Source organism: Lentilactobacillus sp. Marseille-Q4993 (assembly GCF_951230165.1).
Classification (GTDB): Bacteria; Bacillota; Bacilli; order Lactobacillales; family Lactobacillaceae; genus Lentilactobacillus.
The window spans coordinates 1-24,957 of record NZ_CATNVB010000035.1 but is presented as its reverse complement, the minus strand read 5'-3'; the positions used below and the strand labels follow the sequence as shown (position 1 = coordinate 24,957).

At 41.3% G+C, this 24,957-nt stretch carries 23 protein-coding genes, 1 pseudogene and 1 other annotated feature; all 24 genes and pseudogenes read left to right on the top strand.

Annotated elements, in window-relative coordinates; translation table 11 throughout:
• Positions 1 to 395: 395 nt before the first annotated feature.
• Positions 396 to 1,247, top strand: coding sequence for an alkaline phosphatase family protein (locus QOW94_RS09775; protein WP_283680243.1), 852 nt, complete (start codon positions 396 to 398; stop codon positions 1,245 to 1,247).
• Positions 1,248 to 1,354: 107 nt separating this feature from the next.
• The gene (locus QOW94_RS09770; protein WP_283680242.1) at positions 1,355 to 2,599 is read left to right on the top strand and encodes a NupC/NupG family nucleoside CNT transporter; all 1,245 of its coding nucleotides are present in this window, start codon (positions 1,355 to 1,357) and stop codon (positions 2,597 to 2,599) included.
• Between the two features lie 30 nt (positions 2,600 to 2,629).
• On the top strand, positions 2,630 to 3,940 hold the full coding sequence (locus QOW94_RS09765) for an NCS2 family permease (RefSeq protein WP_283680241.1): 1,311 nt from the start codon (positions 2,630 to 2,632) through the stop codon (positions 3,938 to 3,940).
• Positions 3,941 to 4,261: 321 nt separating this feature from the next.
• Positions 4,262 to 5,179, top strand: a complete 918-nt coding sequence (gene rihC / locus QOW94_RS09760) for a ribonucleoside hydrolase RihC (protein WP_283680240.1) — start codon at positions 4,262 to 4,264, stop codon at positions 5,177 to 5,179.
• 253 nt (positions 5,180 to 5,432) lie between these two features.
• Positions 5,433 to 6,779, top strand: a complete 1,347-nt coding sequence (gene gdhA, locus QOW94_RS09755; RefSeq protein ID WP_283680239.1) for an NADP-specific glutamate dehydrogenase — start codon at positions 5,433 to 5,435, stop codon at positions 6,777 to 6,779.
• A gap of 389 nt (positions 6,780 to 7,168) precedes the next feature.
• Positions 7,169 to 7,423: a TetR/AcrR family transcriptional regulator gene (locus tag QOW94_RS09750; protein WP_283680237.1), complete on the top strand. Its 255-nt coding sequence runs from the start codon at positions 7,169 to 7,171 to the stop codon at positions 7,421 to 7,423.
• The gene (locus QOW94_RS09745) at positions 7,383 to 7,739 is read left to right on the top strand and encodes a TetR-like C-terminal domain-containing protein (RefSeq protein ID WP_283680236.1); all 357 of its coding nucleotides are present in this window, start codon (positions 7,383 to 7,385) and stop codon (positions 7,737 to 7,739) included. The genes QOW94_RS09750 and QOW94_RS09745 overlap by 41 nt, the downstream gene beginning before the upstream one ends.
• A gap of 52 nt (positions 7,740 to 7,791) precedes the next feature.
• Positions 7,792 to 8,010 (top strand) — a binding site (T-box leader).
• A 61-nt stretch (positions 8,011 to 8,071) separates the two neighbouring features.
• Positions 8,072 to 9,700, top strand: a complete 1,629-nt coding sequence (locus QOW94_RS09740) for a peptide ABC transporter substrate-binding protein (RefSeq protein WP_283680235.1) — start codon at positions 8,072 to 8,074, stop codon at positions 9,698 to 9,700.
• A 12-nt stretch (positions 9,701 to 9,712) separates the two neighbouring features.
• Positions 9,713 to 10,985, top strand: a pseudogene (gene pepT / locus QOW94_RS09735) (peptidase T).
• A 250-nt stretch (positions 10,986 to 11,235) separates the two neighbouring features.
• Entirely contained in the window at positions 11,236 to 11,973 is a 738-nt protein-coding gene (gene rsmG / locus QOW94_RS09730) for a 16S rRNA (guanine(527)-N(7))-methyltransferase RsmG (protein ID WP_283680234.1), read from the top strand.
• Between the two features lie 12 nt (positions 11,974 to 11,985).
• On the top strand, positions 11,986 to 12,753 hold the full coding sequence (locus tag QOW94_RS09725; protein ID WP_283680233.1) for a ParA family protein: 768 nt from the start codon (positions 11,986 to 11,988) through the stop codon (positions 12,751 to 12,753).
• Positions 12,743 to 13,627 carry a ParB/RepB/Spo0J family partition protein gene (locus QOW94_RS09720; RefSeq protein WP_283680232.1) on the top strand — a complete coding sequence of 295 codons (885 nt, stop codon included), beginning with the start codon at positions 12,743 to 12,745 and terminating at the stop codon, positions 13,625 to 13,627. The genes QOW94_RS09725 and QOW94_RS09720 overlap by 11 nt, the downstream gene beginning before the upstream one ends.
• 17 nt (positions 13,628 to 13,644) lie before the next feature.
• Positions 13,645 to 13,839, top strand: a complete 195-nt coding sequence (locus QOW94_RS09715; RefSeq protein ID WP_283680231.1) for a DUF951 domain-containing protein — start codon at positions 13,645 to 13,647, stop codon at positions 13,837 to 13,839.
• Between the two features lie 22 nt (positions 13,840 to 13,861).
• On the top strand, positions 13,862 to 14,962 hold the full coding sequence (ychF, locus tag QOW94_RS09710) for a redox-regulated ATPase YchF (protein ID WP_283680230.1): 1,101 nt from the start codon (positions 13,862 to 13,864) through the stop codon (positions 14,960 to 14,962).
• Positions 14,963 to 14,978: 16 nt separating this feature from the next.
• A complete protein-coding gene (locus tag QOW94_RS09705) occupies positions 14,979 to 15,692 on the top strand; it encodes a DUF1129 domain-containing protein (protein WP_283680229.1) in 714 nt (237 codons plus the stop codon).
• Positions 15,693 to 15,904: 212 nt separating this feature from the next.
• Positions 15,905 to 17,047 (top strand): IMP dehydrogenase, encoded by a 1,143-nt coding sequence (gene guaB, locus QOW94_RS09700; RefSeq protein WP_283680228.1) that lies wholly within the window; start codon positions 15,905 to 15,907, stop codon positions 17,045 to 17,047.
• 156 nt (positions 17,048 to 17,203) lie between these two features.
• A complete protein-coding gene (locus tag QOW94_RS09695; protein WP_283680227.1) occupies positions 17,204 to 17,899 on the top strand; it encodes a hypothetical protein in 696 nt (231 codons plus the stop codon).
• Between the two features lie 14 nt (positions 17,900 to 17,913).
• Complete coding sequence (locus QOW94_RS09690; protein ID WP_283680226.1) at positions 17,914 to 18,453, top strand: RNA 2'-phosphotransferase; 540 nt, start codon at positions 17,914 to 17,916, stop codon at positions 18,451 to 18,453.
• Positions 18,454 to 18,475: 22 nt separating this feature from the next.
• On the top strand, positions 18,476 to 19,609 hold the full coding sequence (locus QOW94_RS09685) for a glycerate kinase family protein (RefSeq protein ID WP_283680225.1): 1,134 nt from the start codon (positions 18,476 to 18,478) through the stop codon (positions 19,607 to 19,609).
• A 463-nt stretch (positions 19,610 to 20,072) separates the two neighbouring features.
• Positions 20,073 to 20,762 (top strand): response regulator, encoded by a 690-nt coding sequence (locus tag QOW94_RS09680; protein ID WP_283680224.1) that lies wholly within the window; start codon positions 20,073 to 20,075, stop codon positions 20,760 to 20,762.
• A gap of 15 nt (positions 20,763 to 20,777) precedes the next feature.
• Entirely contained in the window at positions 20,778 to 21,959 is a 1,182-nt protein-coding gene (locus tag QOW94_RS09675; RefSeq protein WP_283680223.1) for a sensor histidine kinase, read from the top strand.
• Complete coding sequence (locus QOW94_RS09670; RefSeq protein WP_283680222.1) at positions 21,956 to 23,212, top strand: D-alanyl-D-alanine carboxypeptidase family protein; 1,257 nt, start codon at positions 21,956 to 21,958, stop codon at positions 23,210 to 23,212. The genes QOW94_RS09675 and QOW94_RS09670 overlap by 4 nt, the downstream gene beginning before the upstream one ends.
• 80 nt (positions 23,213 to 23,292) lie before the next feature.
• The gene (locus QOW94_RS09665) at positions 23,293 to 24,108 is read left to right on the top strand and encodes an AzlC family ABC transporter permease (RefSeq protein WP_502867268.1); all 816 of its coding nucleotides are present in this window, start codon (positions 23,293 to 23,295) and stop codon (positions 24,106 to 24,108) included.
• Positions 24,109 to 24,118: 10 nt separating this feature from the next.
• Positions 24,119 to 24,451 carry an AzlD domain-containing protein gene (locus QOW94_RS09660; RefSeq protein ID WP_283680220.1) on the top strand — a complete coding sequence of 111 codons (333 nt, stop codon included), beginning with the start codon at positions 24,119 to 24,121 and terminating at the stop codon, positions 24,449 to 24,451.
• The last annotated feature ends 506 nt before the right edge of the window (positions 24,452 to 24,957 follow it).

The following is a 24,957-nucleotide window of genomic DNA, read 5'->3' as shown; positions in this document are numbered from 1 at the left end:
ATTTTTTGTTACGGCATCAAGTGCCAAAAAGAACCTCGGCTTTGCTTCGCTACCACTTTATCAAAAAAATGGTGAATCCTAGCTCCGTCGAGTTTTGGATTCACCATTTATCTTAGTAAGTTTTTGTGCTCTTTTTTCCAAAAGTAGTGAGAAAACCGTGTTATAATGGACTTCCTTGGCAGGGGCACCAAAAGGGTTTACGAGCCGTAGTAATGGCTTGTAAACCTTTTTACTTTTTGATAAAATGAAAACGCAAACATGGATTGAAACTTTGTTCACGTTTGTTGTTTACAGAAGGCTCATGTGTTTACACTTTTCCCGTAATTGAGTATTCTAAATGGTGGGGATAAACGTCCTCGACGCATTGCCATAAACGACGAAAGGGAAGTGAAAAGATGAGCTTTCAGCGGGTAATTATTCTAGATTTAGTTTCACTGGGAATTGGCGAAAGTAGCGATGCAAATCACTACGATTCAGTGGGGGCTGACACCCTTGGACACGCATTGACTACTGAACCGATGACGGATTTGTTTCCGACGTTAACGAAGCTGGGATTAGGAAATATCCGCTATCAGAATCCGATGGCTCAAATTCCTGAAGTTGCAGAACCGATTGGGATGTATGGCAAAATCCAGTTGGCAGGTAAGGGCAATGGTATCGATAGTGGAATCAGAGAAATGTTTGATTATCAATCCCAGTTTAGAACAACTAGCATGATTGATGCGGTAGTCGAGGCAAATCCAATTGACAATCAGGCGGTGATCATCTCTGATTATCGGAGTTATTTTGCTAATCAATTAAGATCCGTAAATATTCACGTCAGCGATAACGGATCTGTATGGTGGGCACTTCATCGCCAAGCAATCAGACATCATCCGGGGCTTGTGTACGCAAGGTTGTCTGATTTGTCGAGGTTGTCAATGGAGAAGGATAAGGACACCTACATGGGTGCGTTGGTAGACGCGGATAAGCAACTGGCCAGATTGATCAACGAACTGTTTAGTACCGACCTATTGCTCATCACAGCATCGTTTGCGAACGACATGGATTTTGAGCAAACACCGACACGGGAATATTTGCCGTTGATTGCTTATTCTTCATCCATCAAGAAAGGAAAATCCATCGGAATTAGAAGGAACCTTTCTGACATCAGTGCCACGATTGGCGAGATGTTTGGTGTTGAAATGACTGATGATAACTTCGGTCATAGTTTTCTACGTGAATTAGAAGATTCACGCGCTAATTAATGGGTTTAAATTTTAAAACCAATCCACTTTATAAGGGGGCTAGATTTTTAGGTTCAGCTATTATTTAATCGTTGTATTTGGAGATTAATTAGAAAAGGGGAAAAATAATGTACTTATTAGTCAATATACTTGGTATCGTTGTATACCTAGCAATTGGGTTCCTATTCTCAAAGGATAAAAAAGCCATCAACTGGCGCTCAATTATCGTTGTGTTAGTACTTAACCTATTGTTTGCATGGATCTTAACTAGTTTTGCCTGGGGTCGTGATGCCGTTAAGGCTGCCGCAGACGGATTCAACTGGTTGGTTCAAGTGTCATATACTGGTATCGCATTTGCCTTACCAAGCTGGGTGCACGTAAAGTCAATGGACTTCGTTACCAGTTCACTTCTACCAATCTTGATGATTGTTCCATTGTTCGATATCTTGACTTACATCGGGGTATTGCCATTCATCATCAAGTGGGTTGGTCGTGGCCTTTCGTTTGTTACTGGTCAACCAAAGTTCGAATCATTCTTTGCTGTTGAAATGATGTTCTTAGGTAACACTGAAGCCATTGCCGTTTCAACTCTTCAATTGAAACAAATGAGTGCTCGTCGTAACTTGACCATTGCTTTAATGTCAATGTCTTGTGTTACTGCCTCAATCATTGGTGCTTATACCCAAATGGTTCCTGGCCAATACGTTTTGACCGCTATTCCATTGAACGTTATGAACGCCATCATTATCACTAACTTGCTTAACCCAGTTAGGGTTACACCTGAAGAAGATACAATTGCTCAAATGACTTCATCAAACGCCGCCGCTGAAGAAGCTGGTGACGTTCAAGCTGATGGTCACAGAGAACCATTCTTCTCATTCTTAGGTGATTCTATTCTTGGTGCCGGACGTTTGATTCTTATCATTACCGCCAATGTTATCGCCTTCGTTGCTTTGGCAGCCTTGATTGATAAGGTACTTCAATTGTTCAACCCATGGTTAACTTTGGAACACATTCTTGGTATCGTAATGTTCCCATTTGCATGGTTAATGGGTCTGGACGTAAGCCACGCCTTTGACTTTGCTCAATTCATGGGTACTAAGTTAGTTACTAACGAATTCGTTGTTATGGGTAAAATTGCACCAACAATCAACAATTTGAACATCTTCCCAGCTCACTACCAAGCTCAATTGACTGTCTTCTTGACATCATTTGCTAACTTCTCAACTACTGGTATGATCATCGGTGCCTTCAAGGGAATCGTTGACAAGGAAAAGAACGATTTGATCAGTAAGAACGTTGGTATCATGCTGTTATCAGGAATCTTGGTATCATTGATGTCTGCCGGAATTGTTGGACTCTTTGTTTGGTAAAAAGCAGATTTAGAAAGTTAGGTTTTATTTTTGGATAGCAAACAACAAATAGAGTTAGCCAATAAGCTAACGCTACGCGAAGCATTTACGAATAAGCAGGTATTAAAACGCGAACTTATCGCAGGAGTGACGGGATTCTTCGCCATTTCCTACATCATCATCGTTAACCCGATGATTTTAAAGGATGCGGGAATTCCTGCAGACCTAAGTGTGTTTGCAACAATTATTTCATCGCTAGTAGGTTGTCTGATCATGGGTTTCTGGGCAAACGCTCCAGTTATCCTAACGCCAGGGATGGGCGTCAATGCCTTCTTTACGTATACGATTGTTGTTAATATGGGGATGTCGTGGCAGGAAGCCGTGGCTATTTCGATGGTAGCATCGATTCTGTACGTGCTGGTGGCCTTTACCAAGGTCAGTGAGATATTGGCAAAGGGAATCCCAGAGGCGCTGAAAGCGGGAATAACGGCCGGAATTGGGTTGTTCCTAGTCGAGATTGGGCTGGAAAAAGCTGGCTTGATCAAGGCGGGAACTAATTCCATTTTAGCCTTAGGTGATTTAACCAAACCAGTCGCTTTGTTAGCGATGTTTGGACTGTTGCTCAGCTTGTTTCTGTTCGTCAGAAACATCACGGGTGGATTCTTTATCGGAATTGCCGTGACTTCAATTTTAGGAATCATCTTTGGAATTAAAGATCAGGCGACGCCAAACGTGTCGATTGCGGATCTGCATAAGTACGGCAGTATCGTTGGTAAGGGTGATTTTAGTCACGCACTAGCGATTCCGTTCGTGCTAGCAGTATTTTCAATGACGATGATTTTGGTGTTTGAATCGATGGGACTACTTGAGGGAATCATTCCCAACAAGAAAAAGTTCAAACGCTCGTTTGAGGCTAGTTCAATTACAGCGTTCTTATCTGGAATTCTGGGAACTAGCCCAACGGTTGCGGCGGCTGAAACTGCTTCGGCAACTGAGAGTGGGGGTCGAACTGGAATTACGGCTATTGTAGCTGGGATTATGTTCGGTCTCTCATTGTTTTTCATTCCGCTGCTGTCGTTTGTACCGCAAGCGGCAATTGCTCCTGTAATTATTATTACTGGAGCGTTGATGATGAACAGTTTGAGCAACATCAATATGTATGACTTTACAGACTGGTTTCCAGCCTTTCTGATCGTGGTCCTGATTCCGTTCACTACCAGTATTTCGACTGGGTTGGCGTTCGGATTTGTGGCCTATCCCGTATTGAAGATTGCTTCAAAACGGGCGAACGAATTGACTGGGGCGACGTACTTGCTAGGACTGCTGTTTTTGGCGGACTTGGTGTTGAGTGCGTTGTTGTAGAGAAGAAAATATGTAAAAGGTTGATTTGATACTATTGTGTTTTATCGGGCAGATTATAACTCCTGATATTGTTTGGTTTTGCTAATCCAGATTTAAATACCAAGCAGCCGTGAAATTATTCTTGGCTGAATAGCCTAGAATAAGGCAAGCCTTGGAGACATTTTCGAAGAAAAGGCTTCGAGCTTGCCCACGGCGTTCCCTTGGTATTTAAAAAGGATTAGCGAATATATAGTGTTATCAGTTTCAGGAGTATGTAGGTAAAACTGATAAAGCAGATAACAAAAAATCAATAAATAAAAGTAATAAAAGGGGATTTATTCAATGGCAATTAAGATTATTATGGATACGGATCCTGGTATCGACGACGCTGCCGCCTTAACCATGGCACTCAACGACCCAGCCCTTGACCTCAAGTTGATCACTACCGTTGCCGGGAACGTTACGGTGGACAAAACCACTAAGAACGCTCAAAAATTGGTTCGTTTCTTCAATAAAGACGTTCCAGTTGCAGCTGGTGCAGAACAACCCTTGATCAAGGAATTTGAAGATGCCGCCAGAATTCACGGTGAATCCGGAATGCCTGGTTATGATTTTCCTGAGGACCTCAAGGCACCGTTAAATAAAACGGCGGTTGAAGCCCTTCATGATGAAATTATGGCCAGTGATGAAAAAATCACCTTGGTTCCCACGGGTTCGTATACTAACATTGCTCTCTTGTTTAGTGAGTATCCAGAAGTGAAGAATCACATTGACCGAATCGTTGCGATGGGTGGTACCCTTGGGAAAGGGAACATGACTTCCGCAGCTGAATTCAATGTCTTTACCGATCCAGATGCTGCTAAAATTGTTTACCAATCAGGAGTGCCAATTGTAATGGTTGGTCTCGATATTACGATGAAGGCTCTGCTAACACCGGACTCATTATCTAAATTGGAGCATATGAATGAAACTGGTAAGATGCTTCATGACATTATCATCAATGATGGTGACAACAATGAAAATGGAATTGCCATGCATGATGTAAATACAATTTTCTATCTACTTCATCCAGAAGCAATTACTACCAAGGATATGTGGATCGATGTAATTACTGATGGTCCGGCCATTGGTGAAACTGTTGGCGATATCCGCGGGGCTTACCATGATGGCAAGACAAACGCTAGCGTCTGTGTTGACATTGATGATGAAGCCTTTAATAAGTGGTTTTTGGAAGAAGTCGAAAAAATTAAGCAAGGCTAATAAACTAGCGAAATCACAGCATCCTCATAAGAGGGTGCTGTTTTTTTATATACTTATCAAATCTATAACCCACTTCTGATGACAATCGTTTGCAAAAATGTTTTTATCAAAATTTCATAAAATGTGATTCTTTTTCATAAAAAATCTGGTAAGATAATATCTAACGATGTTAAGTGTTCTAACATCTAAGCCTAGAGAAAAAATACTTATCGTCCAAATGGATGTTACTTTTATGAGAAAGTGGGTATGTTTTATGAGTAATGTAAAGTCATATATTGAATCAGTAAAAGATGAAATTCAACGTCGTGATCCTAATCAACCAGAGTTCCAACAAGCGGTGTTCACCGTCCTTGATACGTTGGAGCCAACTCTAGAAGAACATCCAGAGTGGGTAGAAGCCGATATTTTATCACGGCTAGTTGAACCAGAACGGGCGATTCAATTTAGAGTTCCTTGGCAATCAGATGACGGTAAGTTTCACGTTAACCGTGGTTTCCGAGTGCAATTTAATTCAGCCATTGGACCATACAAGGGTGGCTTGAGACTACACCCATCAGTTAACCTAAGTATTGTAAAATTTCTTGGTTTTGAACAAATTTTGAAAAACAGCTTAACTGCGTTACCAATTGGTGGAGCAAAGGGTGGTAGTGATTTCGACCCTAAGTGTAAGTCAGATTCAGAAATTATGCGTTTTTGTCAAAGTTTCATGACTGAATTGCAACGCCATATCGGTCCAGATTTGGATGTTCCAGCTGGTGATATTGGAGTTGGTGGTCGTGAAATTGGATTCTTGTTTGGAGCTTACAAGCGTCTTCAAGGATACAAGAATGGAGTCTTAACTGGTAAGGGATTGACCTTTGGTGGAAGCCTTGCCCGGACAGAAGCTACCGGCTTTGGTTTGTTATACTACACCAATGCGTTAGTCAAGGCTCAAGGCGATAGTTTGGAAGGCAAACGAATTAAGATTTCTGGTGCGGGTAACGTTGCTACATACGCTATTCAAAAGGCTACCGAATTAGGAGCCAAGGTTATCACCGTTTCTGATTCAAACGGATATATTTATGATCCTAAGGGAATCAACTACAAGATTGTCAAACGGATCAAGGAAGTTGAACGGGGCCGCATCAAGGAATACGCTGATGAAGTTGCTAGTGCTGAATACCATGGTGGATCAGTATGGGACTTCGATGTTGATTACGATATTGCGTTACCATGTGCAACTCAAAACGAAATCAATAAAGACCAAGCGAAGTTAATGGTTAAGGATGGCATCAAATACATCTGTGAAGGTGCCAACATGCCAAGTAATCCGGATGCGATTGCAACTTACCGTGAAAACGGCGTGTTGTATGGTCCTGCCAAGGCTGCTAATGCCGGTGGAGTTGCCGTTTCTGCTTTGGAAATGAGCCAAAACAGCGAACGGTTAGCTTGGACATTTGAAATGGTTGACGACAGATTGAAGCGATTGATGGAAAATATCTTCGCTAAGTCTGAAGCAGCTGATAAGAAGTACAAGCTTGATAAGGATTATCAAGCAGGCGCAAACATTGCTGGCTTTGAAAAAGTGGCAACGGCAATGATGGCTCAAGGTTTGATTTAGTATCGTAAAATAAAGGCCGAGATATAACTGGGCAAATAGAAAAAGGGCAGGGCTGATTTCATTTTCTTGAAATTGAGCGCTGTCCTTTTTGCATTGATCTTGGTTCTTGATCTATGCCCCTTTACGCCCAACAGAATATAGCAATACCCGGACTTCAGGGAATCGGGAAGTAAACCTAAAGTGTTTGGTATCGATATTAGCGGTCTGTGATGAGGGAACCAGAAAGTTGGGCGTCTGAACAAACAGTAATTGCCATTCAATGTTAAAATAATTCTTGGATTAGGAATTAACAACTATTGTTCGCCATAAATTATATTTTGATTCAACGAAGGAACCAACATCATTTTTGAGGGAAATGTTGAATTAAGAAATTTGGAGGAATGCGATCAATGAGTTCGACAAGACGAGAAACTCAATCTAGAGCTCAAATTACTGATGCTTTCTGGATTGTTCTTGCTAATAAGGGGTTTGTAAAGTTAAAGGTTAAGGACGTTATTGATGAAGCGGGACTAAACCGCACGACCTTCTACACTTATTTCGACGATAAGTTTGATCTTTTAGGCCAGTGCCAAAATGGGTTGATTGATGGCATCAAGGATGTTTTTGACAAGGTTAAGAATTACCGCAGAGGGATCGCGGACTGAGGTTAAACGCGACCTGTTTCGCTATGCGGTTGAATTGCTGACATACATTAAGAATAATGGCGATAAATTCAAGGCAGTTTATAGAAATCAGCAGGAGACGCGGTTCATGGATGTACTGAGCTATCGGTATGCTAATTTTTACCCCGTTTGGGAGAATATTATGGCGAAGAGCTGTAATGTTCCGGCAAACTATACGAGTGCTGCCGCCACTAATAAGATTATTGGAATCATTGTTAAGTGGGGGCATAATGACTTTGATGAGGATGTTGATACGTTGGCGAGGATAATAACGGATGGGGTAACGAGGTTTATGTAAAAAAGCTGTTGACAAACTATGTGATTGCGATAATAATATTAAATATAAATTAGAAATAACTGTGAAGAGTATAGTAGTCGGTAATTAGTTGCCCAGAGAGAGACGTTTGGTGAGAGTCTTGAACTAATGACTGGTGAAAATGAGCTTGGAGTTAGTTGCTAGTTACCGCTAACAATTCGGGTGCAACCGTTACATTGCCGGAAATCATTAGGTTTCGTCGAGGTGTATTTTACACGAATTTGGGTGGTACCACGTTACTAACGTCCCTTAGTCCTTGTTTGGATTAAGGGATTTTTTTGTTTCTAAAACTAATTATTTGGGAGGAATTTACTGTGAAGGGTAAAGTTGTGTTAGGTTTTTCAATTGTTGCTTCAGGATTGATTTTATCAGGCTGTGGTAATCAGAATGATTCATCTAAGAATGTTAAGCAGGTGCTTAATTGGACTGAAAATCGTGAGCTTGCTACTGCCGATATATCAAAGGCTACGGATACTTTGGCATTCAATTTTTTAATGAACACTCAAGAAGGATTATATAGACTGGATAAGTCGGGAACACCGAAAGGAGCCCTTGCAACAAAGACTACAATTACAAATGGTGGAAAGACTTATACATTTGATTTGAGAAAGGGTGTTAAGTGGTCTGACGGATCGAAAGTTACTGCCAAAGACTTTGTTTATTCTTGGCAAAGAACAGTGAACCCCAAAACAGCGTCACAAGATGCTTTTTATTTAAATCAGGTTAAAAACGCAGAAGCTATCAATTCTGGTAAAAAACCTGTTTCGAGTTTAGGAATCAAGGCAGTCTCAGATTACAAGCTACAAGTTAACTTAACTAAACCCGTTACTTACTTTAAAAAGTTATTGGCATGGCCATTATTCTACCCGATTAACCAAAAAGCAGTTGATAAGTACGGCAAGAAATATGGAACTGCTGCTCAATATACAGTTTCTAATGGCCCATTTGTGTTAAAAAAATGGACAGGAACAAATAAGAAATGGTCGCTTGTTAAAAATAATAAGTATTGGGATAAAAAATCTGTAAAACTAAATCAAATTAATGAATTGGTAGCTGAAAGTACAACAACTAGCTACAACCTTTACAATTCTAAAAAAGTTGACGAAACCTTGCTTAGTGGTCAACAAGTTAAAAATAATAAAAATAATCCCGACTTTGTAAAGCGCCTACCAACAGCTACTTCATGGTTAGAATTGAACCAGACAAAAGTTAAAGCATTTAAGAATGTAAATATTCGAAAGGCATTTTCGTTAGCTGTTAATCGTAAGCAACTGACAAATAATGTTCTTCAAGACGGATCAGTTCCACTGAAAGGATTTGTACCATCGCAAATGGGAAACAATCCAAAGACTGGACAGGCATTTAATGATGAGGCTTCAGTTCCAAGTGCTGTTTCATATGATTTGACTAAGGCGAAAAAATTATTGAAGAAGGGGTATTCTCAAACTGGTGAGCATAGTTTGAATCTCACTCTTTTAACTTCTGATACGGATAGTAGTAAAGATGCTGCCGAGTTTTTGCAATCTAGTTTAGAAAAATTACCAGGAGTTAAAGTAACTATTTCATCGATTCCTTTTGTTCAACTCATTTCACGTCAAGCTGCAAAAAATTATCAAATGACAGTTCAAACTTGGCAGTCAGTATTTGCTGACCCAATTAACTTCTTGGATGTTTATGAGAAAGGGGCTAGTTACAACACATCTGGTTATGATAATCCCAAGTTTGATAAGTTACTGGATGAAGCCGAGAATAAATATGGAAATCAACCAGAAAAGCGTTGGCAAAAACTTGTAGATGCTGAGAAGACTTTGATGAATGATCAGGGAACAATCCCGTTGTATCAATCAGCACAGTCACAGCTCCTAAGAACAAAAGTAAAGGGAATTGTCTATAATCCAGCGGGAGTTCCGTTTGATTGGAAGACAACGTATATTTCAAAATAGGAGATAATAATTTTGGCGAAAATTGATAGTAACTTAGTTCAAGAATCGTTTATTAAATATGTGAAAGTCAATACCCGCTCCGATCCACAATCTACTGATACACCAACAACGCCAGGTCAAGTTGAGCTCGCTAAACTGATTGTCAATGATCTTCATGAAATTGGGGTCTCGAATACGATATTTGATAGTAAAAGTGGATATGCTGTTGCTAGTTTGGCAAGCAATGTCAGTGAAGATATTTCAGCAATAGGTTATATCGCCCACCTTGATACAGCGGATTTTAATGCTGATAATATTAGTCCTCAAATACACTATAATTACGACGGTAAAGATGTTGTATTGAATGAGAAAAAGCAGGTAATACTTAGCCCCAAATCGTTTCCTAAGCTTAAAAGGCATATTGGTGAAACACTAATAACTACTGATGGTACAACGTTGCTGGGTGCTGATGATAAAGCTGGAATTGCAGAAATTATTGGTATGCTGAAGTACTATGTTGACCATCCATATGTCAAGCACGGCCCAGTCTATGTTGCGTTTGGGCCAGATGAAGAGATTGGCAAGGGAGCCAAGCAGTTTCCAGTACAACTTTTTCCCACAGAGTTTGCATATACTTTAGATAATGGTGATTTGGGGGAGATGAGACCGGAAACCTTCAATAGCTTCACAAGCAGAAATTGACGTAGAAGGAACTGCTGTCCATCCAGGAGATGCATATGGACTTTTAGTAAATGCTGTTACAATTGCCAATGATATAGTAAGTCGGCTTCCTAAAGATGAAGTTCCTGAAAAGAGCAAAGGTCATGAAGGCTTCTTCTTGGTGACAAATTTTACGGCCACTGTCGATAGAGCACATATTGAAATTATTATTCGTGATTTTGATATGGAAAAGTTTGTAGCAAAAGAACAATTACTTAAAGATATTGTGACAGAATTGAATTCTAAGTTGGATTATTCCAGAATAAAATTAGTGATTACTGAACAGTATCGAAATATATGGGAAAAGATCAAAAACAATCCTTATATTATTAATGTTGTTTTTGACACAATGAAAAAATTGGGGATAAAACAAGAAGTAATTCCGTTTAGAGGAGGTACTGATGGCAACTTTATTACAGAAAAAGGAATTCCGACACCAAACTTATTTAATGGTGGGGATAACTTTCACGGTCAGTATGAGTACGTTACAACGGAATCAATGGTTGCAATCGCTAATTTCTTAGTTCATTTAAATAGTGAACATGTAAATCAGGCGGGAAATCGAAATAATAGTCCAGTAGAATAAATCAAAGGAAAGTGCTCATTCACCCGTATTTGGGCGGTGGCGCTTTTTTCGTTTTGTTGATATCAGTCACAAACAAATTCAGAAATACCGGCAAATAACCATCGATTTTTTGCCGTTTTCCGTGTATACTAATAATTTGCTGTTTTCTCGATTCAATTTAGCGCTGCACCTTGTATAGAAGCCTAAATTACGGTAAAGTATTAGTAGGTCGTGAAACAAGATTGTTTCACAATTCCAGGAGAAAAAATTTATGAATATTGACCAATTTAAAGATGCACTGATGGCTCAAAATATTGAGGTAACTGATAAGCAGTTGGCCCAATTCGACGCTTATTTCAAGCTGTTAGTGACAACGAATGAACATGTTAACCTAACAACGATAACGGAAAAGCCAGACGTTTATTTAAAGCATTTCTATGATTCCGTAACGCCTGCCTTTTTTGTTTCACAAATTCGAACTGAAGCATTGTCAATTTGCGATGTTGGTGCTGGAGCAGGATTTCCAAGTATTCCATTGAAAATATTGTTCCCCCAGCTAAAGGTAACGATTGTTGATTCGCTTAATAAGCGGATTACGTTCTTGAAAGATTTGGTTGCTGAACTAGGCCTGGACGGAGTCGAACTTTATCATGCAAGAGCTGAAGAGTTTGGTGGCAAGAAGTCTGACTTTCGGGAAAAGTTTGATATTGTCACCGCTAGAGCTGTTGCCAGGTTGTCAGTTTTGAGCGAGTTTTGCCTACCACTTACTAAGGTGGGTGGCCAGATGATCGCGATGAAAGCTGCTAAGGCGGAGGATGAGTTAAGCGATGCTGATAAGGCGATTGGAGTTTTAGGTGGCAAAGTTGACTCTGATTATTCATTTAATTTAGCTGGAACGGATGAATCGCGTCACATTATTGTGATCAATAAAGTAAAACAGACCCCGAATAAATATCCTAGAAAGCCAGGCACACCGGCAAAGGAGCCATTAGGACAGGGAAAAAAGTAAGAGGGAATTAGGATGACGGTTGTAATTGCACTTGCAAATCAAAAGGGTGGCGTTGGTAAGACAACGACTGCAGTCAATCTCGGTGCTGGTTTGGCAACAGCGGGCAAAAAAGTTTTGATCGTTGATGCGGATGCTCAGGGAAATGCTACTAGTGGAGTTGGCATTGAGAAGCCCGCAATCAAGAAGGATATTTATGATGTCTTGATTAACGAGGAGCCAATGGCCAATACCGTTTTACACACTAAGCACGATGGGCTAGATATCGTCCCCGCAACAATTCAGTTGTCTGGTGCTGAAATTGAACTGACGCCCCAGATGGCGAGAGAGACCCGATTGAAAGAAGCCCTCAATGCGATTAAAGGTGAGTACGACTTTGTCCTAATCGACTGTCCACCTTCGCTTGGGCTGATAACAATCAATGCCTTTACTGCGTGTGATTCAATCCTCATTCCGGTTCAGAGTGAATACTATGCCCTTGAAGGGTTGAGCCAACTATTGAATACGATTCAGTTGGTTCGTAAGCACTTTAATCCAAACCTGAAGATTGAAGGAGTTCTGCTTACGATGTACGATTCCCGGACTAATTTGGGAATTCAAGTGAGCGAAGAAGTTCGTAAATTCTTCAAGGATGAAGTGTATAATACAGTTATTCCGCGTAATATTAGGTTATCAGAAGCTCCCAGCTATGGTTTGCCAATCATTGATTATGATGCCAAATCAAAGGGAGCCAAGACCTACATGACTCTAGTAGAGGAGGTGCTTTCACAACATGGAGAATAGTAAAAAATTGAGCGGTCTCGGTAAGGGAATCGAGGCGCTGTTCGAAGATAATACTGTTGATACGAGTAAGGAAAATGTTATCGATGTTAAGCTGGATGATATAAAACCCAACCCGTACCAACCACGACACCGGTTTGATGCGAAAGCCCTCGAAGACCTAGCGCGATCGATAAAAAATTCCGGCGTATTCCAGCCGATTATCGTGAGACAACCGGACCCAACGGTTGAAGCGTATGAGCTTTTAACTGGTGAGCGCCGACTTAGGGCGTCTAAGATTGCTAAGCAGGCAACGATTCCAGCAATTGTTCGCGAAGTAAACGAAGAGCAAATGATGGAGATTGCCGTACTTGAAAACTTGCAACGTGAGGACTTAACCACGTTGGAAGAAGCCCAAGCCTACGACACGCTTATGACCAGACTCGATTTGACCCAAGCTCAAGTAGCAAAACGGTTAGGAAAGAGTCGACCATATATTGCAAACTACTTGCGAATTCTTGGCTTACCACAACCAGTCAAAGAATTACTTGATGACGATCAGTTATCGATGGGGCAGGCAAGAACATTGCTGTCAGTTAAAAATAAGACAGACATGGTTCAGCTGGCTAAAAGGGCAGTGGCTGAATCAATGACCGTGCGTCAATTGGAACAAGCTGCTGATAAGATCAACGGTAAAAAGGGCGTTAAGAAAAAGAAAACGGTTCGAAAATCACCGTTTGTCAAAGCGTCTGAGAATCAATTGCAGGAGAAATTCGGTACTCCCGTGGCAATCAATGCTGCTCCCAGAAAGAAAGGGAAGGGAAAAATCGAAATTTCTTATGACTCAACCGAGGATCTTAACCGGATCCTTGAGATTTTGGATGTCGATTTGGATTAAAAAGATAGGTGACTGCTATGTACGAACTTAACGATATTGTTGAAATGAAAAAGCCGCACCCATGTGGAACCAATCGGTGGCAAATCATTAGAATGGGTGCTGATATCAAGATTCAATGTACTGGGTGCATGCACATTGTGATGTTAAGAAGAAAAGACTTCGAAAAGAAGCTCAAAAAGGTGCTAGAAAAGGCATCAGAGTCAGAAAATTAATTAGAAAGAAGAGTTATTTAAAATGGCATTAACTGCAGGAATTGTTGGTCTTCCAAACGTGGGAAAATCAACGTTATTCAACGCGATTACTAAGGCGGGGGCTGAAATGGCTAACTACCCGTTTGCAACGATTGATCCAAACGTGGGAATGGTTGAAGTTCCAGATAAGCGACTAGACAGGATTCAGGAACTGATTCCTGCTGACAAGGTTGTCCCTACTACCTTTGAATTTACAGATATTGCCGGAATCGTTAAGGGTGCCAGCAAGGGTGAAGGACTTGGAAACAAGTTCCTTGAAAATATTCGCCAAGTGGACGCAATCGTTCACGTTGTTCGGGCCTTTGATGATGATAATATTACTCACGTTTCTGGTAAAATTGATCCCCTCGATGATATTGATACTATCAACCTTGAATTGGGGATGTCTGACCTTGATGCTGTTGATAAGCGCCTTGCTAAGGTTCAACGGGCTGCTAAGGGTAATGACAAGGAAGCTAAGGCTGAATTAGCTGTGCTTGAAAAAATCAAGCCAGTGTTGGAAGCTGGTAAGTCAGTTCGGACCATCGAATTTGACGAAGAAGAACAAAAAATCGTTAAGGGACTATTCCTACTGACTTCAAAGCCAGTCCTTTATGTTGCCAATATTGCAGAAGATGATATGGCTGATCCCGAGAACTCAAAGTACTTTAAGAGTATTGCGGACTTTGCTGCCTCAGAAGGCGCAGAAGCCATTGCGGTTGCTGCTGAAGCCGAAGAAGAAATTGCTGAACTGGATGATGCTGATAAAGCTGATTTCTTGGCTGCTGAGGGGGTTGAAGAACCTGGTTTGAACCGGTTGATTCGGGCATCTTACAAGTTACTAGGACTCGAAACCTTCTTCACTGCCGGTGGTAAGGAAACTCGGGCTTGGACCTACAAGACTGGAACCAAGGCACCACAAGCAGCTGGGATTATTCACTCAGACTTTGAACGTGGATTTATTCGAGCTGAAGTTATGGCGTTTGACGATTTAGATAAACTAGAGACACCCGCTGCAGTTAAAGAGGCCGGTAAGTTGCGCCTTGAAGGTAAAGATTACGTAATGCAAGACGGTGACATCGTTGAATTTAGATTCAACGTATAGACAGGAGGAACATTGATTGGCTGACGAAAACCAAAAACGAAATGCGAATGTAAAACAGGACCGCGATCGAAGTGCAAAAATCGTTCACTCTCAGTTTGACAATATCGGTCTGACTAAGAGGAATGCTGAGTACATGTTCAAGTTCAATAAGGCCCTTAACGGAACAAAGCTGGCTGACGAAAAGAAGAGCGCCCAGATTGAACAAATGGTTCAAGAATTACTAGAGGGCCAGAAATCGGGTGAGACTGCTCGGAATATGTGGGGAACGGTTGATCAAAAGGTTGATAGCATCGTTAACCCACCTAAGTCCAAGCCAGGAGTTGTCACAAAAGCTGACTACTGGCCAAATGCGTTTTACAATATGATTCTGTTCTTTGTGATTTTCAATTTCATGTATGGAATTATGGCATTGTTTAGTAAGAATGCTGCCCAAGCCACAATGGGGATCACTGGAATTGTATTGAGTTCGGTTATTGCTGGATTGGGAATCCCATTGTTGACAATGTTGATTGCCCCTGGGGTAAAACACAAATATCCACTATGGATTAGAATTATAATGATTGTCGGCTTCTTCGCTGTGTGGATGTTGGTATTCTTCGTAGCAGGAATGATTCCTGGAATTATCAATCCAGTGCTTAACCCAATTATCTACATCGTCCTTGGTGCTATCGGTTTAGCTGGCCAATTCTGGTTCAAAAAGAACTATAACATCACTGGCTCATTGTTCTAAATCCGAACATTCGGTTTTATACCAAAATAAAGTTCGATTTTTAAAAATTACCAATTTATTTTAATAGCATTTTCTAATTAGCGTTCTTCCCGTGGTTATGCGGAAAGGGCGCTTTTTATTAGAACAAGATTAGAATTGTAAATTAGATGTTGATTGTTCGTGAATAGGGTGGTATATTTTTAAACAATCAAATTTTTAGAGGAGCGAGATAAATGGTTAACTGGGATAATAAGTTTGGTAAAAAGGGTTACACGTTTGATGATGTTTTGTTGGTACCTGCAGCGAGTGACGTTTTACCGAATGATGTGGATTTGTCGACCCAACTTGCAAAGAACATCAAGTTGAATGTTCCGTTCATCAGTGCCGGAATGGACACTGTGACTGAATCAAAGATGGCGATTGCAATGGCGCAACTCGGTGGTTTAGGGGTTATTCATAAGAACTTGAGTATTGAAGCCCAAGCTGCAGAGGTTGCTAAGGTCAAGGCTGTTTCTAAGGATAATGATCATCCAAAGGCAGCTGTTGATGACAAGGACAGACTCCTAGTTGCCGCAGCCGTTGGAGTTACTTCAGATACGTTTGATCGAGCAACTGCTCTTTTAGAAGCTGGGGTTGATGCAATCGTTATTGATACCGCTCACGGTCATTCAGCTGGAGTGCTTAGAAAAGTTAAGGAAATTCGCGAACACTTCCCAGATACAACTTTGATTGCTGGAAATGTTGCTACTGCAGAAGGAACTGATGCATTGTTCCAAGCAGGCGTTGACGTTGTCAAAGTTGGAATTGGTCCTGGTTCAATCTGTACCACTCGGGTCGTTGCCGGAGTTGGAGTTCCTCAACTAACAGCCGTTTTTGATTCAGCAACGGTTGCCCGTAAGTGGGGCAAGCCAATCATCGCTGATGGTGGAATCAAGTATTCAGGAGATATCGTTAAGGCTCTTGCAGCCGGTGGAAACGCCGTAATGCTTGGTAGTATGCTTGCTGGTACTGAAGAAGCTCCTGGTGAAGTATTTGAACAAAATGGCAAGAAGTACAAGTCATACCGAGGAATGGGTTCAGTTGCTGCAATGAGTCAAGCTCATGGTTCATCTGACCGTTACTTCCAAGGTGGCGTTAATGAAGCCAACAAATTGGTTCCAGAAGGAATCGAAGGTGAAGTTGAGTACAAGGGTAGCGTTAATGACATCACATTCCAAATGATTGGTGGTTTACGTTCAGGAATGGGTTACACAGGCGCTAAGGATATCCAAGCTCTTAACGATAATGCTCAATTCGTTGAAATTTCTAACGCTGGTTTGAAAGAATCACATCCACATGACGTTACAATGATTAAAGAAGCTCCTAATTACAAATAAAAGTTAACCAACTAGAATGGTCAATCTGGAACGAAATGTTCTGGGTTGGCTTTTTTTGGTTTACTAATCTTTCTACGTTAAAAACTGGTATCAAAACGGGTATAATTAGTGTAAAGTTTAGTTAAAGAATCATCACTGTGTCTTGGGGCTGAGTAAATGGAATTCATGCAGTCAGAACAAAGAATGATCACAGAAGTAAAAGCTGGTTTGCTGGTAAATATGCAATTGGTTGCCGTTAACTTTGCTAGAAGCTCTAATAGTTCGTACTGGCTAATTAAAGTTGAAGATAATGGGGTTATCAAGTGGTTAACCTTACGAATTGCATCTCATAAGAGCTGGTTGGAAAACGCCCGAGCTGTAGAAATCGTAAGCGACCAATCGATTATTGATAGCGGTGAAGTTAAGTCGGAATTAATGAAAAATTGGCACCGATTTGCGAGTGAATTGACCCCAGTTGAACTAGCGGTATTGAAATTATTTATGGAGATGGAGCAAAACGGGCTTGTCTGTTTGCTTGAGCTGCCTGCTGATATTGATGAGAATCATAAAGCGAAGCCGCTTAACTTAATGACGGATTTTATGAATTCTAAATTAATGATTGGATCACGAAACAACGTAAATAAGTTACGAATTGAAGTGGATAGTAGCGATTTTCAGTCACTGGTGGCTAGACTATACGGAATGAATTTCTTGTTTTCCCAATTTACGGTCCATCGGTTGATGAAACTATTACCAACTAATCAGTGGCTTGAACCGGTGTTAAGCAATTATACTGACCAAAACTGGTGGCAGGCCCTTCAGGAGCGATTTGGAAATCGATTTATTCGTGAGATTAAGTCTATAATTGAGTAGTTTGAGGCGATACTATGAACCATGATTTGACGAAAATTAGCAAACAAATGTCATACACGCTGAGACATCACCCAGAAAAAATTGGAATTAATATGGATGAGTATGGTCGAGTTGATTTGACTGAGTTTATTTCAAAGTTCAACCGTCATTACCAACGGCCGATTAGTCTTGAATTAATCAATCAGATAATTGAATCAAGTGATAAACAACGATACGCAATTGAAGGCCACACAATTAGGGCACTTTATGGGCATAGCATTCCAGTTAAATTACTAGAACCACCGACAACACCACCCGCAATCCTGTATCATGGCACGACTCATTCAGCGGCAAAGGTGATCAAGGATCAAGGCATCAAAAAGATGGACCGGGACTTTGTCCATCTGTCGTCAACGATCGAGATGGCGCAACAGGTTGGCGCACGACGTGATTCAAAACCAGTGATTATTAGAGTTAAGGCTGGGCAGGCTGCCAGTGATGGAACTCCGTTTTATAAGACACAGAGTGGGGTCTGGCTAACCGATTACGTAGCACCAAAATACTTAGAATTTTAAAGAAAATGGGAAGAGGCGGAATATGAAAATTGTGATTGCTCCCGATTCATACAAGGGATCGCTAACTTCAAGAGAAGTGGTGACTGCTATTTTTAGTGGTTGTCAAAGAGTTGCTCCTGATGCGGAATACGTGTTGGTTCCAATGGCTGATGGTGGTGAGGGGACCGTTGAATCATTGGTAACAGCTACTAGCGGTAGTTTGAAAACGGCACAAGTGACCAATCCGATTGGCGAAGAAACAACGGCTACATACGGGATTTTAGGAGATAAGAAAACGGCAGTGATTGAAATGGCCGCTGCCAGTGGAGTTCAGTACGTTGATAGGTACGAACGTAATCCAATGCATACCACTACTTATGGAACTGGTGAGCTAATTAAGGCTGCCCTCGACCAAGGTATCAACAAAATTATTATTGGGTTAGGTGGAAGTGCCACAAACGACGGTGGGGCCGGAATGGCTCAGGCACTGGGAATCCACTTCCTAGATGCCAATAACCAGGAACTAGGGCCCGGTGGTGCAGAACTCAGCAAACTAAGGCGGATAGATATGCGGGACATGGATCCGCGAATCAAATCGACTCAATTTATCATTGCCTCAGATGTTAAAAACCCATTGACAGGTAAAAACGGAGCCTCTGTCGTGTTTGGACCCCAAAAAGGTGCAACTCCAGGGATGGTTCATGAATTAGACCGGGCTTTGGTTAATTATTCAAAGGTCATTCGCCAGACTATTCATCGGAGGGTAGATCATATTCCTGGAAGTGGGGCTGCTGGTGGTCTTGGAGCAGGAATGCTGGCGTTTTTAAACGCAAAAATCAAACCCGGAATAAATATTGTTCTTGAATACTCTGACTTTCGAGACAAGGTTAAGTATGCTGACTTGGTGTTTACTGGTGAGGGAAAGGTTGATTTTCAGACCAAGCTAGGCAAGACTCCGTTTGGGGTTGCTAAGGCTGCTAAGGAAGTGTCGCCAAATTGCAAGGTAATTGCGATTGCTGGAACTGTTGGTAAGGGAAGCAAGGAATTGACGGACGATAAGATATTCGATGCGTTGTTTGGGACGGTTGCGGGAGTTAAGCCGCTGCAGATTGCGTTGAGGGATGCGAAGGTTGATATTGCGAGAACGGTGGAGAATGTGATGAGATTGGTGAGGTAGGAGGGTACGCTGCGTTTACTCAAACCGATTTTCTTATTAATGCTCGAAAGCTCCCGAGTCGTTCAGCACTCTAAGTAAAACGGCTTCCACTTTCATCTTCTTCACTTAGCATCAAAAAGAAGGTTGCGCACTACGTTTGCTCACCCTTCTTTTCTAGCTAATGCTCAGAAGATCCCGAAAGTGTCAGCACTCTATTAAAACGGCTTCCACAAGCAATTATTTCTCCTAAATCAAAATCAGCGTCCGCGCACTTCGTTTGCTCGCCCACTGATTTATAATTTAGTGCTCAATAATTACCGCTTGTGTCAGCACTCTATTCCTTAACTTTCCCCAAACCTTCCTACCTATCAGTTGTCGCCTCCCTTATTTGGTGTAAACTATAGGTTAATGTTATGACTGTTATAATAGAGTCAGCTTTTAGCACTCATTTAATAATTACGAAAAACTAACGAGGTTATTTTTTATGAAAATTTTAGTTGTCGACGACGATCGCGAAATCGCCCAATTACTAGAAATCTACATCAGAAATGAAGGATACGAACCACTTTCAGCCTTTAGTGGCGAAGAGGCTCTTACCTTACTTCGGACTGAGCAGGAAATTGGCTTGATGATTCTTGATGTTATGATGCCAGGGATGAGCGGAATCGATGTTGTTAAGGAAGTAAGAAAAGACTCCAAGATTCCAATCATCATTCTTTCTGCCAAGACTGAAGACATGGACAAAATCCAAGGACTGATCAGTGGGGCGGATGATTACGTAACTAAACCATTTAACCCATTGGAGGTTATGGCGCGGGTTAAGTCCCTATTACGTCGGACCAGCGAACACGTTACTGACGATACTCCCGATGTTCTTGACATTGGTCCGCTCACAATCAACAAGGATTCACATGAAGTGAAGACGATTACTGGAACCCCCGTGCAACTTACTGCGCTTGAGTTTGGTATCTTGTACTTACTCGCTAGCCATCCCAACCGCGTTTTCTCAGCGGATGAGATTTTTGAACGAGTATGGCGTCAGGAAAGTATCGTTTCAGCCAAGACGGTCATGGTCCACGTTAGTCATTTGCGGGACAAAATCGAAGAAGCAACCAACGGCGAGAAGGTTATTCAAACTGTTTGGGGTGTCGGCTACAAAGTTGAATCACATTAGAACGGAGTATAGCTGGTGAAGTTAACTGGTCGTGAAAAAACTGAATTAATTTTTGAGGGAATCGTAACGATAATCATTCTGTTGCTGTTGAACCTATCGATTTTGGTGCTGATTAACCAATCGTTGGCTACCAATCCGGGATTGCGGGACGGAATCTTTATTATTAAACGGTCAATCCTAATCGGCCCAGAGCATTACCGCGTTTGGAGTTGGGAAAACATCTTCATTCTGGGAATGCTGGCGTTTGATGCCGCTGTCGTGTATTGGCGGCTTATTCGGCGTTATCATCAAATGGAGCTACGGCACATCATCTCCGAGCTTCATTACATAGCAAACGGTCACTTGGATCATCGAATCAATTTCAACCTTTCTAGTAACCACCAATCAGTGGTGGACAGTGTTAACGCGTTGGTTGATACGATTAACGACTCTCTAGCGGAAGAACGGGCAATTGAGCACTCTAAGGATGAATTGATAACGAATGTTAGTCATGACCTAAGGACGCCCTTAACCTCAATTTTGGGCTATTTGGGCTTGATTCAGGACAAACAGTACCGAAGTATGGATGATGTTCTGAAATACACCGAAATTGCTTATTTGAAGGCTAAGCAGATGAAGTCGTTAGTTGATAATTTGTTTGAATACACTAAGGTCAAGCAGACTGATACCAAGTTATCAATCAATAAATTGGATATCAACCAGATGATGGAGCAGCTAGTCGCTAGTTTTGAACTCGATGCTAACAAACATGGCCTAAAAATTTCTGCAAGGGATTATGACGGTCCGCTATTTATTGAAGCTGATGCTGAAAAGCTAGGACGGGTATTCAACAACTTGATTTCCAATGCGATTAAATACGGAAATGGTGGCCATAATATCTTTCTTGACTGTGAGATGCTCAACGAAAATGAGCTGCAAGTCAACGTTTCAAATGATGGGCCTAAGATTCCCGAGAAGTCACTCAACCAGATCTTTGAGCGGTTCTATCGAGTAGAAGGCTCGCGGAACAAGGATACGGGGGGATCGGGGCTTGGCCTAGCAATTGCCCAAAGTATTGTTTCCCTTCATGGTGGCTATATTCAAGTAACTTCAAGCGACGAATTAACAACTTTTGCAATTCATATCCCAATCAAACCAGGACTCAAAATTTCTAAACCAGCGGGAGACGCTGAGAGCCCAAAAGGAGTAGTTCAATGAGAATAATCAAGCGGATGTTGATGACGGGGATGCTAATGGCAGCCGTCTTTTTTCTTGCTCAGATCCCTGTCAGAGCCTCATCTTCATTGCCAAACGTTAAGGCTAAATCAGCGTTAGCAATGGACGCTAAAACGGGGCAAGTTTTATACAAGAAAAACATTGATAAACCGATGGCGATTGCTTCAATTTCAAAACTAATGACGATTTATATTGTTCATCAACAAATTGCTGATCATAAATTATCATGGGATTCAAAGGTCAAAATCAGTCAGAATATTTCTGATTTGAGCACGGCTGCTGAACTGACCAATGTGCCTTTGACAGCAGGTAGGAGTTATTCAGTTCGGTCGTTAGTTAAGGCTAGTTTGATTGAATCAGCTAACGCGGCGGTGATTGCCCTCGGAAATAAAGTGGCTGGCTCACAGGCAAGGTTTGCCAAACAGATGAATCAGACAGCGAAGAAAATGGGAATCAAGCACGCCCAGTTCTATAACGCCGCTGGTCTTACCAATAAGTTGACTGGTAAACTCGAACTAAAGTCAGCATCACCAAACGCTGAGAATAAGCTATCAGCAAGAGGAATTGGGATTCTGGCTAAGCAGTTATTAAAAAAATATCCGCGAATTACGGAAGTTACTAGTAAACAACAGTTTCAGTTTGATGGCAAAACGTACGATGGCCACAACCAATTGTTGGGAAACAATCAGTGGTTGCCTAAGTCAATCAAGGTTGATGGTCTAAAAACAGGAACGTCAGATCAGGCAGGTTCTTGCTTCGTTGGAACCGCGACGACTAGGGGCCGGAAACTTGTCACCGTTGTTTTAGGTACGCGCAATAATGGGGCAACGGACCCAGCGAGATACATTCAAACGGCAAAACTATTAAAGTGGGTTCGCAAGAATCATCAGCCAGTAGTTATCGACAAAGGTGTCTCGTTAACCGGAGCCAAGCATATCAAAGTTGACAACGCTAAGGATCAAACCGTTAAGTTGGTGACAGCAAGTCGAACTTGGGTTTGGTTGCCAATTAGTAAGTCGTTCAAGGTGACCGGTAAGTTCTTAAAAAAGGAAAAGCATTTGAAGGCACCAATTAAGACCAGTAAGGAGTTAGCGACAGCTAATTTAATGTTGAACGGAAAGAAATTTTCATCAATAACTCCCCAAATGGCTAAAGTTGATTTAGTTGCTAGTAAAAAAGTCGAAAAGGCAAATCCCTTTGTACTGGCATGGAGAGCGGTTACAAGTTGGTTTTAATAAATGAATTTGTAATTATACGGTTTATTATTTGGTAATTATCAAATATAATGTAATGTAGATTGGTTTTATTTGAAAAAATGGTTCGAATTGTTTTTTATGGAGGAATCCTTTTGGCTAAAGAAACGGCTAAGTTAGAAGCACAGAAGCCCTATTGGAGAAGAATTCTTGACGTCTCCCTTCCAGTTGATTTGAGTTACATTCCAATTGGTTTGGCGTGTGGAATCTTGCTTCATGCATCTGGATTTAATATCTACATGACGGCCCTTGTCTCAATTCTTGTGTTCTCGGGTGGAGCTCAGTTTTTGATTGCTTCACTATTGGCAACTAACGCACCAATGTTTTCAGTGGTGTTGATGTTGTTTTTCCTTGAGTTAAGGTACGCCTTGCTTGGATCCAGTTTGTCGAAATACTTGCACGGCCGTTCATTAGGCTTTACGGCGTTATTCGCCGCGTCGATGAACGATGAAAATTATGCCATCAATTATTTGAAATTTAGTACCGATAAGAAGTTCACCCCGCGGGATGCTCTTAACGTTGAGCACTACACCCTAGCATTCTGGACTGTAAGTAATATTATCGGAAGTGTGATCGGGAGTGCTATCAAGATTGATCTCACGGTGGTTCATTTTGCCTTAACGGCTCTGTTCTTGTACATGATTGTTATGCAATTAAAGAACGGGCTAATTATGCTGATTTGTGTTATTTCAGCATTTTTGGCTGCTTACTTCATGGTATTGACCAAATCGACACTGGGATTGGTAATCTCTACTTTGATTGCTTCGTTTATTGGTTTTTCAATCGAAGCACTCATTCGAAAATATGCACCAGCCAACGGATTACTGAGGAATATAAAGAATCCAGCTGGTTCTCCAAAAGACGCAGAAGAAGAGTAGGAGTAATTTTATGGAATGGAACACAACTCAACATTTTTGGCTAATTATAGCGTGTTTTGTGGTGGCGTTTATCCCACGGTTCGTCCCACTACTCTTTTTCCGGAAACGTAAAATTCCATTGTGGTTTAACGAATGGATGAGATATGTTCCAGTATCTCTGTTTACGGCGCTAGTCGTTAAGGATCTATTCATTGATGCTAGCTATTCAGTTTCAATCGTTGATAAAGCCCCAGAGTTGATTGCGGCGGTATTGGTAATTGGAATTGCTTACTGGACTAGGTCAATGACGATTTCAGTAATTTTAGGATTAGTTGCAGTATTTATCTTGGCTGCATTCATTTAAAACATTAAGAGGCTGAGACATAAATAATCACATCGAAAAAAAGCAATGATAATTTCATTTTCATGAAAATTATCGTTGCATTTTTGCTTTTATCTAAATTTTTGCTACACGCAGTAACCATCAGGACTGAGACCCATTATTCATGGTTCTCAGTTACTGTTGGTCTGCAGTAAACATCAAGAGTGAATCCCGCTTTTCGCAGAATTCACTAATTGTTGTTCTTGCTGAGGCACTAAGACGAAATCAAAGATTTCTGTAGTGCTCTCTGCGGGGGTGGGACGACGAAAGCATCTTCGTATGCTTTCTGTCCCACTCCCTTTCCTACGATTAGTCAAGGTCCTTGTTTATGTAATTAAAGCATACTTAATAAGCCAACCCATTCCTATTTAAAAAAACAGCTTGACCAGTTATACTTTAAATATAAGATCTCCGGATCTTATTGGGCCTTGAGCTCGTGGTATGTGTATTCATACCTTTGATTCGCTTGTATCATCGAAAATAGACAA

Excerpts from the sequence above, each read along its gene's own strand:
- QOW94_RS09775 (WP_283680243.1), top strand. The coding sequence starts at position 396 with ATGAGCTTTCAGCGGGTAATTATTCTAGATTTAGTTTCACTGGGAATT.
- QOW94_RS09770 (WP_283680242.1), top strand. The coding sequence starts at position 1,355 with ATGTACTTATTAGTCAATATACTTGGTATCGTTGTATACCTAGCAATT.
- rihC (WP_283680240.1), top strand. The coding sequence starts at position 4,262 with ATGGCAATTAAGATTATTATGGATACGGATCCTGGTATCGACGACGCT.
- gdhA (WP_283680239.1), top strand. The coding sequence starts at position 5,433 with ATGAGTAATGTAAAGTCATATATTGAATCAGTAAAAGATGAAATTCAA.
- QOW94_RS09750 (WP_283680237.1), top strand. The coding sequence starts at position 7,169 with ATGAGTTCGACAAGACGAGAAACTCAATCTAGAGCTCAAATTACTGAT.
- rsmG (WP_283680234.1), top strand. The coding sequence starts at position 11,236 with ATGAATATTGACCAATTTAAAGATGCACTGATGGCTCAAAATATTGAG.
- QOW94_RS09725 (WP_283680233.1), top strand. The coding sequence starts at position 11,986 with ATGACGGTTGTAATTGCACTTGCAAATCAAAAGGGTGGCGTTGGTAAG.
- QOW94_RS09720 (WP_283680232.1), top strand. The coding sequence starts at position 12,743 with ATGGAGAATAGTAAAAAATTGAGCGGTCTCGGTAAGGGAATCGAGGCG.
- QOW94_RS09715 (WP_283680231.1), top strand. The coding sequence starts at position 13,645 with ATGTACGAACTTAACGATATTGTTGAAATGAAAAAGCCGCACCCATGT.
- ychF (WP_283680230.1), top strand. The coding sequence starts at position 13,862 with ATGGCATTAACTGCAGGAATTGTTGGTCTTCCAAACGTGGGAAAATCA.
- guaB (WP_283680228.1), top strand. The coding sequence starts at position 15,905 with ATGGTTAACTGGGATAATAAGTTTGGTAAAAAGGGTTACACGTTTGAT.
- QOW94_RS09695 (WP_283680227.1), top strand. The coding sequence starts at position 17,204 with ATGGAATTCATGCAGTCAGAACAAAGAATGATCACAGAAGTAAAAGCT.
- QOW94_RS09690 (WP_283680226.1), top strand. The coding sequence starts at position 17,914 with ATGAACCATGATTTGACGAAAATTAGCAAACAAATGTCATACACGCTG.
- QOW94_RS09685 (WP_283680225.1), top strand. The coding sequence starts at position 18,476 with ATGAAAATTGTGATTGCTCCCGATTCATACAAGGGATCGCTAACTTCA.
- QOW94_RS09680 (WP_283680224.1), top strand. The coding sequence starts at position 20,073 with ATGAAAATTTTAGTTGTCGACGACGATCGCGAAATCGCCCAATTACTA.
- QOW94_RS09670 (WP_283680222.1), top strand. The coding sequence starts at position 21,956 with ATGAGAATAATCAAGCGGATGTTGATGACGGGGATGCTAATGGCAGCC.
- QOW94_RS09665 (WP_502867268.1), top strand. The coding sequence starts at position 23,293 with ATGGTTCGAATTGTTTTTTATGGAGGAATCCTTTTGGCTAAAGAAACG.
- QOW94_RS09660 (WP_283680220.1), top strand. The coding sequence starts at position 24,119 with ATGGAATGGAACACAACTCAACATTTTTGGCTAATTATAGCGTGTTTT.